Genomic DNA, 14,954 nt, shown 5'->3' with positions numbered 1-14,954 from the left:
GGAAAGCTTCTCGCGACGGGTTCCTGGGACAGGACGGCGCGGGTGTGGGATGTGGACAGTGGTGAGTTACGGCAGGTTTTCGCGAGGCACGGAGGGGCGGTGGGTTCGGTGGTCTTCTCCCCGGACGGGTCGGTGTTGGCGGCGGGTTCCTGGGACGGGGCGGCGCAGGTGTGGGATGTCACGCCGTGCGCCTGACCGGGCATACCGGACTCCTGACCGGCGTCCCGGACTGTCGTGGGGCACGCGCCCGCCAGGATGCCATGTCCCAGCGGATGCCCRCCGGGTGCCGGCGCTACGGGGCGGTGGAGGCGCCGGTGGATGGAGCCGGCGTGGGGGCGGGCGTGGTGAACCAGAGGAGACCGGACCCGTCGGTGGGAGGCGCGCCGGGGTCCGACGGGTTGCCGGAGCTCGACGGGTTGCCGGAGCTCGACGGGTCGGGCGTGGCGGTGCCGGCCGGTGGGGTGAGGCTCGGGTCCACCGAGGTGGTCGGGGTGGGGCTGGGGGTGGGTGTGGCGGGGCCGGTGCTGGCCGGGGGAGCGATCGGTGCCTGCTGCCTGGGCGGGTCCGCGGGCGGGCTGGTCTGGCGGTTCTGCTCGGCCTTGAACTGCTCGACGGCGGCGTCGTTCGAGCGCGACGCCGGCAGCGACTCGGGCCGGATCAGTACGTAGAGGACGAACACCCCGACGAATGCGACACCGAGCAGCAGCGTCGAGCGGCGCAGCGGAATGTGGGCCAGCGGGCTCATGCGATGCCTCCCGTCAGGACGCTGTCGGCGGCGCTGCGTCGAGGTCGGCGGGGACGTGGATGCCGGCCCGCAGCAACGCCCCGGTGATCCTGGCCCGTAGGGCTCGGCCGACCTCGAACTGCTTTCCGGGCAGTGTCCGGGCGACGATCTGGACCTTGAACTGGTCGAGGTCGATGCTCTCCACCCCCATCACAGTCGGTTCGTCGAGGAGCAGGCCGCGCAGCGACTCGTTGGCGTAGGCCTGGCTGCCGACCTCGGTGAGCAGCGTGGTGACCGTGGTGACGTCCACGTTGGAGGGGATGGGGACGTCGATGACGGCGCGCGCCCAGTCCCGGGAGAGGTTCACGACCTGGATGATCTGCCCGTTGGGGGTGATCACGACCTCGCCGTCGAGGGTCCGGACCCGGGTGATCCGCAGCGTGACCTCCTCCACCGTCCCGGTGATGGCGGTCGGGGAGCCGAGGACGATCAGGCGGACGAGGTCGCCGAAGCCGTACTGCCGCTCGGTGACCATGAAGAAGCCGGCGAGGACGTCCTGCACGACCCGCTGCGCGCCGAAGCCGATCGCGACACCGAGGACGGTCGCCGGCGCCACGATCCCGGTGAGCGGCACACCGAGCCGCTGCAGCACCAGCACGACCGCCACGCAGTAGACGAGCGTGAGCGAGACCCAGGTGAGGACCTGCACGAGGGCATGCCGGTGTTTGGTGGCCTCGGAGCGCACCACCGCGTCGGCCTGCTGGGCCTGCGTGTCGATGCGGTGCTCGATGTACGCACCTGCCCAGGTCGCTAGCCGGGTCAGCAGGACCGCCGCGATCACGATCATGACGATCTCGAGCGCGCTCCCGCGGGCCCACTCCGACAGGTCCGTCAGCGGCGCGGCGGCCTCGATCATGAGCGGCGGGCGGCGGCGACACTCGGACGCTGGCCGCACGCATGGACGTCCACGTAGGCGTGCCGGGTCGGGTATGCCCTCACCTGTCCGAACCTACCCGGGGTGCGTGACCGCCGCCGCGCCAGCACGCCGGGAGCCGGCGAACCGCGAAGAGATTCTCAGCGTACTGGCGACGACCAGCGGCAGCGATCAGGTGAGAGCGGGCTGCCGTGGCGTCACGGCCACGGACGGAATGCTGCCCCCGCAGCGCAGGACGGTGTCGACGACCTGGACCAGCTCGGCGACGTCGAGGAGGGAGCCGCCGCCCTGCAGGCCCTGCTTCGCCCAGATCGGGCGGAAGGCGGCCATGGCCTCCATGTCCCACCCGTGGGTGAACTCCGTCCTGGCGTCGCCCTCGCCGCCGGAGCAGTCGCCGACGACGACCCGGGTGAAGCCGATGGCGGGGTACTCCGCGCGCAGCGACTCGACGAGCTTGTCCAACGCGGCCTTGCTGACGTTGTAGGCGGCGAAGCCTGGCCAGGGCGAGGTGAGGGAGGCGCTGACCGAGGACAGGTAGGCCGCGACGCCGCCCGAGGCCGCGAGGTGGGGCAGGGCCGCGGCGGTGATGAGGGCCGCCCCGATGACGTTCGTGTCGAAGGCCTGGCGCCAGGTCGCCGCACCGATCCTGTCGAAGGCGACGAGCGGGCCGATGCCGGTGGCGTAGACGAGGCCGTCGATGCCGCCGAGGCCGGCGGCCGCCTCCTCGATCGCGTCGGCGCAGGACTGTTCGTCGGTCACGTCGCAGGTGACGGCGAGCGCACCGGGGCCGGCGTCCTTCGTCGCGTCGGCCAGCCGGTCCTTCCGACGAGCTAAGAGGGCGACCTGGTCACCCCGCTGCCCGAGACTGACGCCGATACACCGGCCGAGACCGCTCGAGGCACCGACCACGACAACCTTCATGCTGTTCGCTCCACTCTCCGACTGACGGCTCCCTGGCGGCAGAGCTCCGCCGATGGCGCAGCTCTGCCCGTGCGTGCCCGGTCGCCGCCGGTGTCCGGACGTCCCGTGACCGGAGACACTCCAGGCCCGCCAACCCATCATCGCTGGCAGAGGCGATGTCGGTCGAGCCTCGGTGTCGGTCGAGCCTCGGTCAGGGCGCGGGGGTGTCGTCCACCCGCGCAGCCTCGGCCATGGCACGGCCGTAGCGCTCGGCGCCGACCGACCGCACCGGGCAGGCCGTCATCGGCGGCTGGACGACCGGGCAGAAATGCACGCCGTCCGGACTGCGTACCGTGACCATCCCGTCACTTTCGCAGGTCTCGCCGGCAGCGCAGGGCAGCCGCGGAACGAACAGGCCCTTGTAGGTGAGGGTCTGCCCGACCGGGGCCACCCGGACATCCGACCGCATGCTGGCGATGTCGCGCCACAGCCGGTCGAGGGCGGTGAGGCCGTCGGAGTCGACGGCCTGGTCCCTGCGGGGCGGGGCGTCGATCAGGATGACCTCGGTGCCGCGCCGGGTGAGGATCTCGACGGCCTCGGTGACGTCGTTGCGGTAGGCGGTGAGCAGGTCACGGTCGCGCATGCACTCCGAGCCGGTGTTGCCGGAGAAGGAGAGCACCGCGACGGTCGGCTTCCAGCGGCGGCCCTGTCTGCGCATGTCGTCGAGCCAGTCGCACGGGGCTGTCCCGCCCCAGGTGTGGGCCTGCGCCTGGGTGGAGCCGTCCTTCTGGGCCGCTGCGACGAACGCGTCGCGGGACTCCCAGGCCAGCGAGTCGCCCCAGAGCGCGACCCGCTGCTCGTCAGGGTTGTTCCGGYCGGCGGTCAGCGCGATCACGGCCAGGACGATGGCACCCGCGAACATCCAGCCGACGATGYCCACGCGTGGGATGTTCAGCGTGACTCCTCTCCACGGACGCCGGGGCGCGAGCGCCGGGCGTCAGGATCCGACGAGTGCGGAGTCACTCACCGTCGGACCTCTCACGATCGAACCACTAGCCATCAGACACAGACAGGCCACGGCTACGGACACGGGCATGCCACAGATGCCTTCGTGCTGCACCGGCCCGGCCCGACATGGCCCACGCCCAGGGTAGGACCGCGACGGACGCCCGGGGTGGCGCGCAGCCGCGCAGCGGACGTCCGTCGCCGTCCCGCGGGTTCCCTGGCCGGTGACGTGTCGGAACCGGGTGGCCTTGTCGGTGTTACGTGCTGACAGCGGGCTGCCCCCGCCTGTTCACCAGGTGCTGTCGCCTACCAGGTGTTGTCGCCGCGCATGCGGCGCGGACGGCCGTCCGGGTCGTAGACGGCGTGGTAGAGCGGGGCGGCCCAGGCACGGGTGAGCCGGTTCAGGCGCTGCGGCTGGTGCGGCCGGACCCGCCCGGGCGGGCGGGGGCCCACCTGGCCCCCGTGGTGCCAGGCCTCCAGCTGCTCGGCGCGGCGCCGGAACGCCTTGAAGCCGGCCTCGGGGTCGAGGAGCTCGGCGTCGTCACCGTCCCAGTCGAGGTGCTCGCGCCAGAGCTCGAGCCGCAGCTCGCGGGCGAACACCCGCGCCCCGTCGCCGAGCCCGCCCGGATCGGCGGGCTCGCGCAGGTCGAGTGTGGTGTCGATCGTGGCGACGGCGAGCTCCGAGTCGTGGCTCCACGAGCGCCGGTTCAGGTTGTCCGAACCGACCGATGCCCAGACGTCGTCGATGGTCACAGCCTTCGAATGGACGTACACGGGCGTGCCGGCGTGGTTCTCGACGTCGTACACGCCGACGCGGTCACCGCCGGCGGTGCGGCAGATCTCCAGCGCCTGCTCCCGGCCGACGAGGTTCGGCGGCAGTGCGAACCGGCCCCCCTGCGTCGGGAACCTCGGGACGACGATCACCAGGTGCAGCTCCGGCTCACGGCGCAGCGCCTCCGCGAACAGCCGCGCCACCTCGGTGGACCACATGTACTGGTCCTCCAGGTAGATCAGTCGCCGGGCCCGGCGCAGCGCCTTCCGGTACGCCCGCGCGATCGACCGCTCGCCGTGGCGCGCGAACGGGTAGTGGGGGCGCCGCCGCGGGTAGGTACGCAGGATCTGCACGGCGTGCGGCCCCACCGGCTCCGGGTCCTCCTCCTGCGGCGGCAGCCGGTCCGGATCCGTCTCCACCGGGCGGAGGCGGTAGTACGCCTGCCGCAGTGGATTCGGGTTGTTGAGGCTGGCCGGGTCGTCCCAGCGTTCGCGGAACGTCCGCTCCAGATCGCCGACGGCCGGCCCGCGCACCTCGACCTGGATGTCGTGCCAGGGCGGCGCCTGTCCGTAGGCCTCGGCGATCGGCTGGCTCTGCGGATCGCCGGCGTGGGCGGCGTCGTCCCGGCGGCTGTAACACAGGTCGATGCCGCCGGCGAAGGCCACCGCATCGTCACCGGGACCGTTGGCGCTGCCCGGACTGCCCGGACTGCCCGGACTGCCCGTGCTGCCCGTGCTGCCCGTGCTGCTCGTGCTGCTCGCGCTGCCGGTCCCACCGGTGCCGGCGGAGCGGCGGACGACGACCAGCTTCTGGTGGTGCGACCCGTTGCGGTGCACCCGGTGGTCGAGCACCACCTGGGCTCCCGAGAGGTTCAGCTCCTCGGCGAGCCGCCGGTTCGGCCGCGAGCTGAAGGACAACAGCTCGAGGTGGGAGCGCCACATCAGCCCGCGGACGGTGACGCCCCGCCCGGCCGCCCGCCCGAGCACCCGGCCCACCTCCGAGCCGGCACCGTCGAGCCGCTCGTCGAGGTCACCGCGCCAGTCGGTGAACAGCAGCAGATCCCCCGCGCGCAGGCCCTCGACGACCTCCAGCAGCCGGGAGAAGTAGGCCCGGCCATGAACCAGGGGGCGGACCAGGTTGCCCGTCGTCCAGGCCCGCCCGTCGGGGTGGCGGCTGTCCAGATCAGTGTCCGGATTGCCGCGTTCCTCGGCAGTGAGGAACCACTGGTCGAGCATCTGCCGGTCCTCCTTCTCACCGTGCCGTGCGGGACCGGCGCGGGCGGCGACAGGTCGCCGCGCCGCCGCGTGCTACACGCAGGAAACGCAGGAAACGGAGGAAACCGAAACGTCGGACGTCAGGTGAAGATCCGGGATCCTCCCGGAAGGGTGTGTTCCCACCGGGGAACGGTCTGAACCAGGCCGTTCGCCCCACAGCGACATACACGGGACGTCCTGTGGGACGCGCCTCGAAGGCCCGGCGGGACGCGGGCGAAGGCTCTCCTCGGGACGGCGCACGCTTCTGGCGGTGCGGGGCGCGGCGGCCGGCTGGGAGGGGAGGTACGAAGCGGTGACCAGCAGCGACGGTGTGGCAAAGTGTCCGTCATGACGGGCGGAGCGCAGGCGCGGCCGGGGGGCGCGGTGGGTGGATCGTCGGGTCTGGTCGCGGGCGGGCTCGTCGTCACCGCGGCCGTGCTGGCCCATGGGTTGCCGTCGCTGATGACACTGCGCCGGCTGCGCACCGCGGTCGCCCCGCGCCTTGCCGGGGTCGGCCGGGCCGACCACGTCGCGCTGACCTTCGACGACGGGCCGGACCCGGCGTCCACACCGCAGTTTCTCGAGGTGCTGGACGAGCTTGCTGTCCGGGCGACGTTCTTCGTGCTCGGCAGCATGGTGCGCAGGTCACCGGGCCTGGCACGGGAGGTGGCGGCAGCCGGCCACGAGCTGGCCGTGCACGGCTGGGACCACCGGCCGATGCTGCTTCGCGGGCCGATGTCCAGCTACGACCAGCTCGCCCGCACCCGCGATCTGGTGGCCGAGACGACCGGGCAGGTGCCGGCGCATGTCCGGCCGCCGCACGGGGTGCTGTCCTCGGGGGTGCTCGCCGCCGCGCGCCGCCTCGACCTCACACCCGTCCTGTGGACGGCGTGGGGCCGCGACTGGACGGCGACGGCGACCCCGCAGACGGTGCTGGCCACGCTCGCGCCCGACCTGCGCGGCGGTGCCACCGTGCTGCTGCACGACAGCGACTGCACCTCCGCGCCTGGCGCCTGGCGCAGCGCCCTTGGCGCCCTGCCGGAACTGGCCGCCCGCTGCGACGACGCCGGCCTGGTGCTCGGCCCGCTCGCCGACCACGGCCTGCGCCCCCGCCGGGCTCAGCTCCGGATCAGCCCTTTCGCCGCGGGCTACGTCTCCGGGTAAAGCGAGTAGGACGGGAAGTTGCGCGGGGGTTCCCGCGACCTGGGCGAACGACGCGATCATGCCTGTGAACTGGGCATTTGACCTTTCGGTATCTCTCGTGATCTGACACCCGTTCCCGAGTGGAACGGCCCAGAAACGGCCCGAAGATCGCTCCGGATGAAGCATCCTTCCGGGGGTGAGAGCGGATGCCTGGCCGGTCATGGATAGGGGCCCAGGCATAGCGGCTCCAGGGATAGCCATGTCTCGCAGCGTGGAGTCCTCGATGCCCGAGGTGCTCATCGATGATCCTTCGGCGATGCGTTCGTCGGGCCATCAGCTCACCAGCCCCGTTCCCGCTGCGCCGCCCGGACCGCGCGATTGGGGTCGAGATGATGACGAGCTGCCGCCTCGCCGGCGAGCGACGATCATCATGGCGCCGGCGTCCGGGACGCCGGTGTCGGCGATCGCGCGGCCGGCGGCCGCGGCGAGGAGGCCGTCCGTAACCTGATCCAGCGGTTCGACGAGATCGGGCGGCCTTTGTGGCCCCTCGATGTGGGGGAAACCCGTTCCTGCCTCATGCCAGCTGACGACGAGACCTTCGTCGTCGCGACGGTGATTGCGCAGGTGGGCGCCGTCCGGGGTCCCGGCTATCCAGACGACATCTTGGTGGGACGGACGGCGGGATGTAACCGGGTGGGGGGTGCTGGACATGAACGGGATGACGCCCCGAGGAAGGACTGTCCCTGTGCCTGCCAGTCTGGCCGTGCCCTCGTTCGAGGCGCTGTTCCGGGAGCATCACGGGGCGGTCCTGCGGTTCGCGCAGCGACGCCTTGGTAGTGACGAGGCCGCCTGGGACGTCGTGTCGGAGACCTTCCTCGCGGCCTGGCGGCACTGGCAGCGCCGCCCCGCCGCCCCGGACGAGATCCGGGCCTGGCTGTACGGCATCGCCGGCAATGTCGTGCGTAACCAGCGCCGCGCGGGGATCCGGCGGCTCCGGCTCGAAGTCCGGATGGTCGGGTCCGGGCTGGCCACGGACCCGACCGCCCTGACCGATGAGGACATCGCCGACGAGGCGGTACGCAGAGACCTGGCCTGGCAGGCGTTGGAGCGGCTTTCGTCGGACGACCGGGAGATCCTGCAGCTCGCCGGCTGGGAGGGGCTGGACCTTCACGGCCTGTCGGTGGCTCTGGCGGTGTCCGCCGCCACGGCGAAGGTGCGTCTGCACCGTGCCCGGCGCCGTCTCGAGGCGGCCTTGGCGGAAGCCGCCTCGACGCCGACCGTCACCGAAGCCCCAGCCTCGCTCACTTTCAGGGAAGGGTCATGATGTCCGACAGCGACGACCGTGGCGACATCGACGATCCCGTCGTTGTGCGCACCCTCCTGAGCGCCTCCAACCCGGTGGCGGACGACCCCCTCAGCGCCGTCGAGCAGCGGCGAGGGGAGAGCCTGCTGGCGCTTCTGCTCGCCGATCCGTCCGCCCGGTCCCCCCGGCCTGGGCGCGGACGTGGTCGAGTCGTCGTCCGGCGCCGCCGGGGCGTCCTGGCGGCGGCGGCCACGGTCCTGGTGCTCGCGGGTGCGCTCCTGGGGCTCACGGTCGTACGAACCCACGACCAGGCCACGGCCATGCCGCTGCTGCCGGAACCTCTCCTCACCGCCACCACGGGTGATCATGACGGTGCGGTGGCGGCGTTGTCGGAGGCGGCCCGCCGGCAGCGGGAGAGCGCGCAGGCCGGGAGTGGTCCTGTCCTCTATGTCCGCACCCAGAGCTACGGGCTTGACATCGCCGTCGCCCGGAACAGGGCGACGACCACCGCCCGTACGGCGATCACGGACCTGTGGCGTGACAGGGACGGGGCGGTGCACAGCGACCGGTACATCCAGCAGATCGACCGCGCCGGTGCGGACGTCGGCGGTCCGACCCCCGACGACGACGACCAGTTCGAGGGCAGGTCCGACAGCCCACCGGTGCCCCCCGAGTACGACCCGGCCCTGACCCCCACCGACCCCGCGCAGATCTCAGCGAGGCTGAAGGCCTATGCCCTGGCGCAGGGTTACCCCGTCGACCTCTGGGCCACGGGCGAGGTCCTGAGGTTCCTGCGTACCGGCCTGACAAGCCCGGCACAGAACGCCGCGCTCTACGAGGTCCTCGCGCAGATCCCCACGCTCTTCGACGCCGGGCCGACCCGTGACCGCGCCGGCCGGCCCGGTCATGCGGTGGGCCTGGTGGTCTCCGACAAGTCCAGCCTCGGTCTCGGCATCGARTATCTGATCTTCTCCGACACTGGTGCGCCGCTGACCATCGAAAATGTCGCCACGCCACCGCCCCCCGGACTACACCTTCCCGATGCTTCGATCATCCAGAGCTACGTCGAGATCATCACGACCCGGCGTGTTCCCACCGTCGGCGCCACCACGTGACGTCCGTTGACGCACCTTGGCTGACAACGATGACAGCACGGAGGGCAGCGAAAGCAGAACCGATCGCGGCTGTCAGGGTAACCGCTCGGTTCACGAGCTCTCCCGCCCTCCGTGCCATCAGCCTGCTACATGTAGCAGTTACGCGCAGTGGAGCCCTGCCCGGTGCTGGGACGGCCCGGAAACGGCCCAGCACCGGGTGACGGGCGGAGAAGTCCTTACACCACAGACTATGTCTCCGGGTAGAGCGAGTAGGACGGGAAGTTGCCGTAGAGGCGTTCGTGGCTGTCGGACCCGACGGTGACGGCGTGGACGAGGTGTTCGCCGCCGACGAAGGCGCCCTTCCAGGACGCGCCGCGGCCACCGAACGGCTCGGCGCGGTCGCCGCGGGAGCGGGGCTTGTTGACGCCGACCTTGAACGCGGCCAGTTCGCCGGACAGGCGCCGGGCGGTGGATTCGTCGTCGCAGGCGAGGGAGGCGACGAGTGCGCCGTTGGAGGCGTTCATCGCGGCGAGCAGTTCGGCTTCGGAGTCGACGATGACGATGCTGTCGATCGGGCCGAACGGTTCGGCGTGGTGCAGTGCGGCCGCCGGTGGCGGGTTGAGGATCGCGACGGGTGGGACGTAGGCGGAGCGGTCCTGGTCGGGCAGGAACCGGCCGTCGGCCAGGTCGCCGCGGTAGAGCGGCAGGCCGCCCTTGGTGATCGCCTCGTCGACCTTGGCGGCGAGTTCGGTGGCCTTCTCGGCGGTGATGACCGGGCCGTAGTCGAGGTCGGGCAGCGGGTCGGCGTCGTGCTCGACGGCGAGGGGGTGCCCGAACCGGACGGAGGAGACCACCGGCAGGTACATCTGGAGGAACTGGTCGAACAACTGCCGCTGGACGACGTAGCGCGGGTAGGCGGTGCAGCGCTGTTTGCCGTACTCGAAGCCCTTGCGCAGGTGACCGGCGAGCAGGTCCCACTGGGAGAAGTCCCAGATGCCCCAGGCGTTGAGGCCCTCCTGCTCGAGGAAGTGCCGCTTCCCGGTGTCGACGAGCGCGGCGGCGACCTGGCCGCCGGCGGAGCGGCCGCCGACGAAGGCCAGGCAGCCGATCTCGGGGGCGCGCACCAGCGCGGACGACAGCCGTGACCCCGAACCGGAGACCAGCGAGACGGGCAGTCCGGCCCGGCGGGCCAGTGCGCAGGCCAGGGTGAGGCACGCGGCGCCGCCGTCGGTCGGTGTCTTCGCGATGGCCGCGTTGCCGGCGAGCATCTGCACCAGCATGGCGTGCATCAGCACGCTCATCGGGTAGTTCCAGCTCGCGATGTTGCTTACCGGGCCAGGCAGCGACGTCCGGCCGGCGATCATGCTGTCGACCTCGTCGATGTACCAGCGGACGCCGTCGAGGGCGCGGTCGACGTCGGTGCGGGCCAGCCGCCACGGCTTGCCGATCTCCCAGACGAGGAGCAGCGCGAGCAGCTCGCGGTGCTCCTCCATGGCCTCGACCGCGGCGGTGACCCGGGCCTTGCGGTCGGCCAGCGGGACGTCGCGCCACTCCTTGTGGTCGTCGAGCGTGGCTCGGATGGCCTCACGGGCCTCGTCGGGGTCGATCATCGGCGGACCGGCGATCGGGGACCCGTCGACGGGCGACAGGCTGTGGAGTGGATTGCCGGTTCGGTGCCACCGACCGCCCCAGAGGTTGAGCAGGCGGTCCTCGTCGAAGGCCTCAGGTGCGACCTGGCGGGCGCGTGCGTAGGCGTCGGCCCAGGAGGTACCCGGCTTCAGGTGCAGTCGGGGCGGGGGCGTGCTGGCTGCGGCGTCCATCTCCCGAGGGTCTCTCTGATCCGATCGTGGCGCCACCAAACTGACGTCAATGACGTCGCTCATCCCGTACATCCAGTCGCCTTCGATAGCTGGTTATGAAGCGGCGGTTACCGGGCTGGGGGGCTACTGGGCGTTGTTGACTGGTTCTGCCGCGCAGTGAAGGACCTGCCCGTGAATGCTCTGGYCGAGGCGGCCCGGGCCGGTGCCAGCGGCGTCCGTGCAGGTGCAACGCCCGGCCGGCGCGTCGGCGAGCGAAGTCGAGTCGGTACGGAAACGGGCAGGAAGACTGAACTCGACCCAAAAGCGCGTACTATTTCCCCTATGTCGGATGTGTTAAGGACATGGAAGCGGGGGGTGACTTCAGCGCGCCTGCGACCTCGTGTGTGTAGTGCATCACGTAGAGTGGGCAGGTGTACGAACCGGCTTTCGCGCGCGGCAGAGAAGCCGCTTGGCGGAGAAACCGAACCCGATTTCCGGATGTGTGATGACGGCCAGTGTGGTGCCGCCGTCGGCCGCTGATGCCGACCCGACCCGTGACGCGACGCCCATACGGGTTCTCGTCGTGGACGATCACGAACTCTTCCTCCAGGGCCTGCAGGTGGTCCTGGACACCGAGGAGGACATCTCGGTGGTGGGGCGTGCCGCCGACGGGCAGGAGGCGCTCGTCCTCGCGTCCGGCACCGCGCCCGACATCGTCCTGATGGATGTGCGCATGCCCGGGCGCGACGGCATCGCCGCCGCGAGCGCCATCAAGCGCGCGGTGCCGCGCGTGCGCATCGTGATGCTGACCGTGTCGGACGAGGAGTCCGACCTCTTCGAAGCGATCAAGGCGGGTGCGGTCGGCTATCTGCTGAAGTCGATCCCGCCGCATGAGGTGGCCGACGCGGTGCGCGCCGTGCACAACGGCCAGAGCCTGATCAGCCCGTCGATGGCCTCGAAGCTCATGGTCGAGTTCGCGACCATGGCGCGCGGCGGCAGCGGTGGCGGTGAGGACCGGCCGCGTGCCCACGCCCCACATCTGACTGCGCGTGAGCTGGAGGTCCTCAAGCTCGTCGCCGAGGGGCGGGCCAACCGTGAGATCGCCCGCAAGCTCTTCATCAGCGAGAACACGGTGAAGAACCACGTGCGCAACATCCTCGACAAGCTCCAGCTCCACTCGCGGATGGAGGCCGTCATGTACGCCGTCCGCCAGGGCCTGTTCGACATCGAGTAGGTCCCAGCCGTCCAGCCCCCAGGATGCCGGGCCGCCGCCGCTGCCCCGCCGCCGACGGGCGGGCGGCTACGCGGGCCGCGCTCGGTGGAGCCGGGTGCGCCGCGCCGGCAGCGTGGCTGGAAAGGCTCCCGGTGGGCTGTTGTTGGCCCACGGCCGGAACGTGCCAGAAAGAGGGGCACTGTCGGGCGTTCGCCGGTGAGATCCACCTCTCAACCGGTCTCGTGCAGAACTCCGGGTCGACCCAAACGCTTTTGCGGCTTTATGGCTAACTTGTCCGTTATGCAGGCTGTGCTGGACGGTGGCGGGGATTGCCACTCGGGAAACCGACAGCGGGCGCGGTGAATGGCGTCGCCCCTGCCATGCGGGGGAAGAGGCACAGGTGGGCGGCCCTGGAACGGCGGCCAGGCAAGGCCTCCAAGCGCCGGAACGGCGTGCCGGAACTGATCGCCGCAGAGTCAGGACGGATCCGGCTTCCGACCCGCAGCCGGCCGTGAACACACATCTGGTCGCATCGGATTCCCGGAGGCGACCGCGGCGAGCAGAGTTGTGCGGCCCTTTGCTGCATTCCACCCCATACGATGTCGATGATGGCTAGCGTCATCGGTCGACCAGCCTGCTCGGCTGCCCGGCGAGACCGTCCGGTCAGCCCGACCGGGGACTGCATCCGTCGGGGAGGTGAGTACACCGGTGACCACAGCGGAGCAACCGTCCGGGGCTGACACGACCCCGGGCCGTGCGAGCATCATCAACCAGATCTGCCTGACCTGCCGTGGGGGTCGGGCGGTATTCGAGCTCCGCGCCGCGGATCAGGGCGGCACCGCGCCGCACCTGGAACCGTGCCGCCACTGCGCGGGCAAAGGCCGGCACGTCGGCCTCATCCCGCCCGTATGATCATGCTCCGGTAACGCCCGGCTGCCCAGCACACCCGCCTGGTGAGCCTGGCGGTCACGGTTCGTCGGCACCCCGACACCGGGCCGCCGGGCGCCACAGGCGAGCTCGGCSCTGGGGGGCACGCGAGGCCACATCCGAACGCGCGAACGGCACCCAGGCGGGCGGGCGGAAAAAGAAGTGTGCCACCCACAGAAAGGTGGGTGGCACTGCTACCGCGTCTGGGGTGAGTGACGGGATTCGAACCCGCGACCCCCGGGACCACAACCCGGTGCTCTGCCAACTGAGCTACACCCACCACGAACCGATCTGAACCAGACCCGATCTGAACCTCAACCGGGCTGAGCCATCGTACCGGTAGAACGGGTCGGTGTGACAACCGGGTCGCGAGTGAGCGCGGACGCCCTTCGGTCAGGAGGCCCGCACGGCGGCGGCTGCGGCCCGGGCGGTCTCGGTCGTCGGGCCGGGTTGCGGCACGAACAGCACCTCGCGGTAGTAGCGCAGCTCCTCGATGCTCTCTCGGATGTCGGCCAGTGCCCGGTGGCCGCCGGACTTCGCCGGGGCCGCGTAGTAGGCCCGCGGGTACCAGCGGCGAGCCAGCTCCTTGATCGACGAGACATCGATCATCCGGTAGTGCAGGAACTCGTCGAGCTGGGGGAGGTAGCGGGTGATGAAGGTGCGGTCGGTCGCGATCGAGTTGCCGCACAGCGGGGCCTTGCGCGCGTCCGGGACGAAGCGCCGGATGTAGGCGAGGAGCTGCCGCTCCGCCTCGTCGACCTTGAGGTCGGCGGCGCGGACAGCGGTGGTCAGCCCGGAGGCCTCGTGCATCTCCCTGACGATGGGGAGCATCTGGTCGAGCGCTGCGTCCGGTGCGCCGAGAACGAGGTCGATGCCGTCGTCCAGGACGGTGAGCTCGCTGTCGGTCACCAGGCAGGCGACTTCGAGCAGCAGGTCGGAACCGGCGTCAAGACCGGTCATCTCGCAGTCGATCCAAACCAGACGATCCATCCCGTTCACATTAGGGAATTCCGTCGCTGTCGTCACCTACGTCCCTCCGCTTCCCGCGCTGCCGATCCCGCGCTGGCCGGGGCAGGCAAGGTCTGACCGTAGCCACGGTGGCACGCAGGGGTGGACGCGGGGGTGCCGTCGCCCGGCTCACGGCGGCAGTCGGGCCCGCTACCGGCCGGCGGTGGGCGCCGGGTGGTTGGTGACCCGGAAGCGAACGGTGGCGACGGGTGTGCGGCCCGAGCCGTCCACGACAGCTTCCAGGAAGTAGACCCCGTCGACGACCTCGGTCGTCTGCCAGCCGGAGTCATGCGGGGCGAAGACGTACGGCGGACCAGCTGAGGGGACGTTGTAATGACGCCCGGTCGGCCCGGTGAGGACAAAGATGATCCGCCCGACCGAACCGCTGGTCTGCAGGGTGATCCGTCGGAAGCCGCTGATGGTCTCGCCTTCCGTCACCCCCGCGAACCCCACCAGAACGCCTGGCGAGGAGGGCGTGCTCGTGGGAGTGGAGACCGTGGCGAGAGGGCTCGGCCCGGCTCCGGCGTCCGACCCGGGTCTGGAACCGCTTCCGGGCCTGGCGGCGGGGCTGGTGCCGACTGCAGGCACGCCCGGGGCGATCCCGGGATACTCCGCCGCGGCGAGGCCGGCAGTGTCGTGCGTACCGTTCTGGTACTCGACGACGAGCAACGGCATCAGGAGAAGTGCGGAGAAGAACAGGGCCAGGCCAACCCAGCCCCGCCGAAAGGCGTTCACGTGGGCCGTACCCTTCGTCACCGCTGCGGGTAAGCGCCCACTCTATGCGGTGTGCGACAGCCTGCCCACGCCGGGGTGATCAGCGTGGCCGACGGCCCGGCGGTCTGGTCGGCCGCCGGGCCGGGCCTCGGTTGTCCCGAGGGC

General features: G+C 71.1%; 13 protein-coding genes, 1 tRNA gene and 1 pseudogene. 6 read left to right on the top strand and 9 right to left on the bottom strand.

Annotated features, from left to right (window positions below):
- A pseudogene (locus CC117_RS34975) lies at positions 1–195 on the top strand (WD40 repeat domain-containing protein); the annotation flags it as partial.
- 97 nt (positions 196–292) lie between these two features.
- On the opposite strand, the gene CC117_RS36415 reads toward CC117_RS34975, so the two are convergent.
- The 5 genes from CC117_RS36415 to CC117_RS16985 all read right to left on the bottom strand — a co-directional run bounded on the left by CC117_RS36415 (position 293) and on the right by CC117_RS16985 (position 5,570).
- On the bottom strand, positions 293–745 hold the full coding sequence (locus tag CC117_RS36415) for a hypothetical protein (protein WP_071085296.1): 453 nt from the start codon (positions 743–745) through the stop codon (positions 293–295).
- Positions 746–758: 13 nt separating this feature from the next.
- Positions 759–1,640: a mechanosensitive ion channel family protein gene (locus tag CC117_RS17000; protein WP_071085294.1), complete on the bottom strand. Its 882-nt coding sequence runs from the start codon at positions 1,638–1,640 to the stop codon at positions 759–761.
- 189 nt (positions 1,641–1,829) lie between these two features.
- Positions 1,830–2,579, bottom strand: coding sequence for an SDR family oxidoreductase (locus CC117_RS16995; protein ID WP_071085292.1), 750 nt, complete (start codon positions 2,577–2,579; stop codon positions 1,830–1,832).
- 190 nt (positions 2,580–2,769) lie between these two features.
- The gene (locus tag CC117_RS16990) at positions 2,770–3,498 is read right to left on the bottom strand and encodes a DUF459 domain-containing protein (protein ID WP_084132264.1); all 729 of its coding nucleotides are present in this window, start codon (positions 3,496–3,498) and stop codon (positions 2,770–2,772) included.
- Between the two features lie 371 nt (positions 3,499–3,869).
- Positions 3,870–5,570 carry a phospholipase D-like domain-containing protein gene (locus tag CC117_RS16985; protein ID WP_071085290.1) on the bottom strand — a complete coding sequence of 567 codons (1,701 nt, stop codon included), beginning with the start codon at positions 5,568–5,570 and terminating at the stop codon, positions 3,870–3,872.
- Positions 5,571–5,936: 366 nt separating this feature from the next.
- On the opposite strand from CC117_RS16985, the gene CC117_RS16980 reads away from it, so the two are divergent.
- From CC117_RS16980 to CC117_RS16970, 4 genes are all read left to right on the top strand, one after another.
- A complete protein-coding gene (locus tag CC117_RS16980; protein ID WP_071085310.1) occupies positions 5,937–6,752 on the top strand; it encodes a polysaccharide deacetylase family protein in 816 nt (271 codons plus the stop codon).
- 262 nt (positions 6,753–7,014) lie between these two features.
- Positions 7,015–7,239: a hypothetical protein gene (locus CC117_RS38170; protein ID WP_198541884.1), complete on the top strand. Its 225-nt coding sequence runs from the start codon at positions 7,015–7,017 to the stop codon at positions 7,237–7,239.
- 237 nt (positions 7,240–7,476) lie between these two features.
- Positions 7,477–8,055, top strand: a complete 579-nt coding sequence (locus tag CC117_RS16975) for an RNA polymerase sigma factor (protein WP_071085288.1) — start codon at positions 7,477–7,479, stop codon at positions 8,053–8,055.
- On the top strand, positions 8,052–9,149 hold the full coding sequence (locus CC117_RS16970; RefSeq protein ID WP_241830182.1) for a CU044_5270 family protein: 1,098 nt from the start codon (positions 8,052–8,054) through the stop codon (positions 9,147–9,149). Before CC117_RS16975 ends, CC117_RS16970 begins: the two co-directional genes overlap by 4 nt.
- A 227-nt stretch (positions 9,150–9,376) precedes the next feature.
- On the opposite strand, the gene CC117_RS16965 is transcribed toward CC117_RS16970, so the two are convergent.
- Positions 9,377–10,948: an aldehyde dehydrogenase family protein gene (locus CC117_RS16965; protein WP_071085284.1), complete on the bottom strand. Its 1,572-nt coding sequence runs from the start codon at positions 10,946–10,948 to the stop codon at positions 9,377–9,379.
- Between the two features lie 484 nt (positions 10,949–11,432).
- Between CC117_RS16965 and CC117_RS16960 the strand changes: the two genes are divergently transcribed.
- Entirely contained in the window at positions 11,433–12,161 is a 729-nt protein-coding gene (locus tag CC117_RS16960; protein ID WP_071085282.1) for a response regulator, read from the top strand.
- A 1,110-nt stretch (positions 12,162–13,271) separates the two neighbouring features.
- Here CC117_RS16960 and CC117_RS16955 read toward each other — a convergent pair.
- The 3 genes from CC117_RS16955 to CC117_RS16945 form a co-directional block, all read right to left on the bottom strand.
- A tRNA-His gene (locus tag CC117_RS16955) sits at positions 13,272–13,347 on the bottom strand.
- 113 nt (positions 13,348–13,460) lie between these two features.
- Positions 13,461–14,057 carry an oligoribonuclease gene (gene orn, locus CC117_RS16950; protein ID WP_018638867.1) on the bottom strand — a complete coding sequence of 199 codons (597 nt, stop codon included), beginning with the start codon at positions 14,055–14,057 and terminating at the stop codon, positions 13,461–13,463.
- 168 nt (positions 14,058–14,225) lie between these two features.
- Positions 14,226–14,810 (bottom strand): hypothetical protein, encoded by a 585-nt coding sequence (locus CC117_RS16945; RefSeq protein WP_071085277.1) that lies wholly within the window; start codon positions 14,808–14,810, stop codon positions 14,226–14,228.
- Between the last annotated feature and the right edge of the window lie 144 nt (positions 14,811–14,954).

The organism is Parafrankia colletiae (assembly GCF_001854655.1).
Taxonomy (GTDB): Bacteria; Actinomycetota; Actinomycetes; order Frankiales; family Frankiaceae; genus Parafrankia; species Parafrankia colletiae.
Note: the sequence above shows the minus strand (reverse complement) of the source record. Positions and strands in the feature narration are given on the sequence as shown.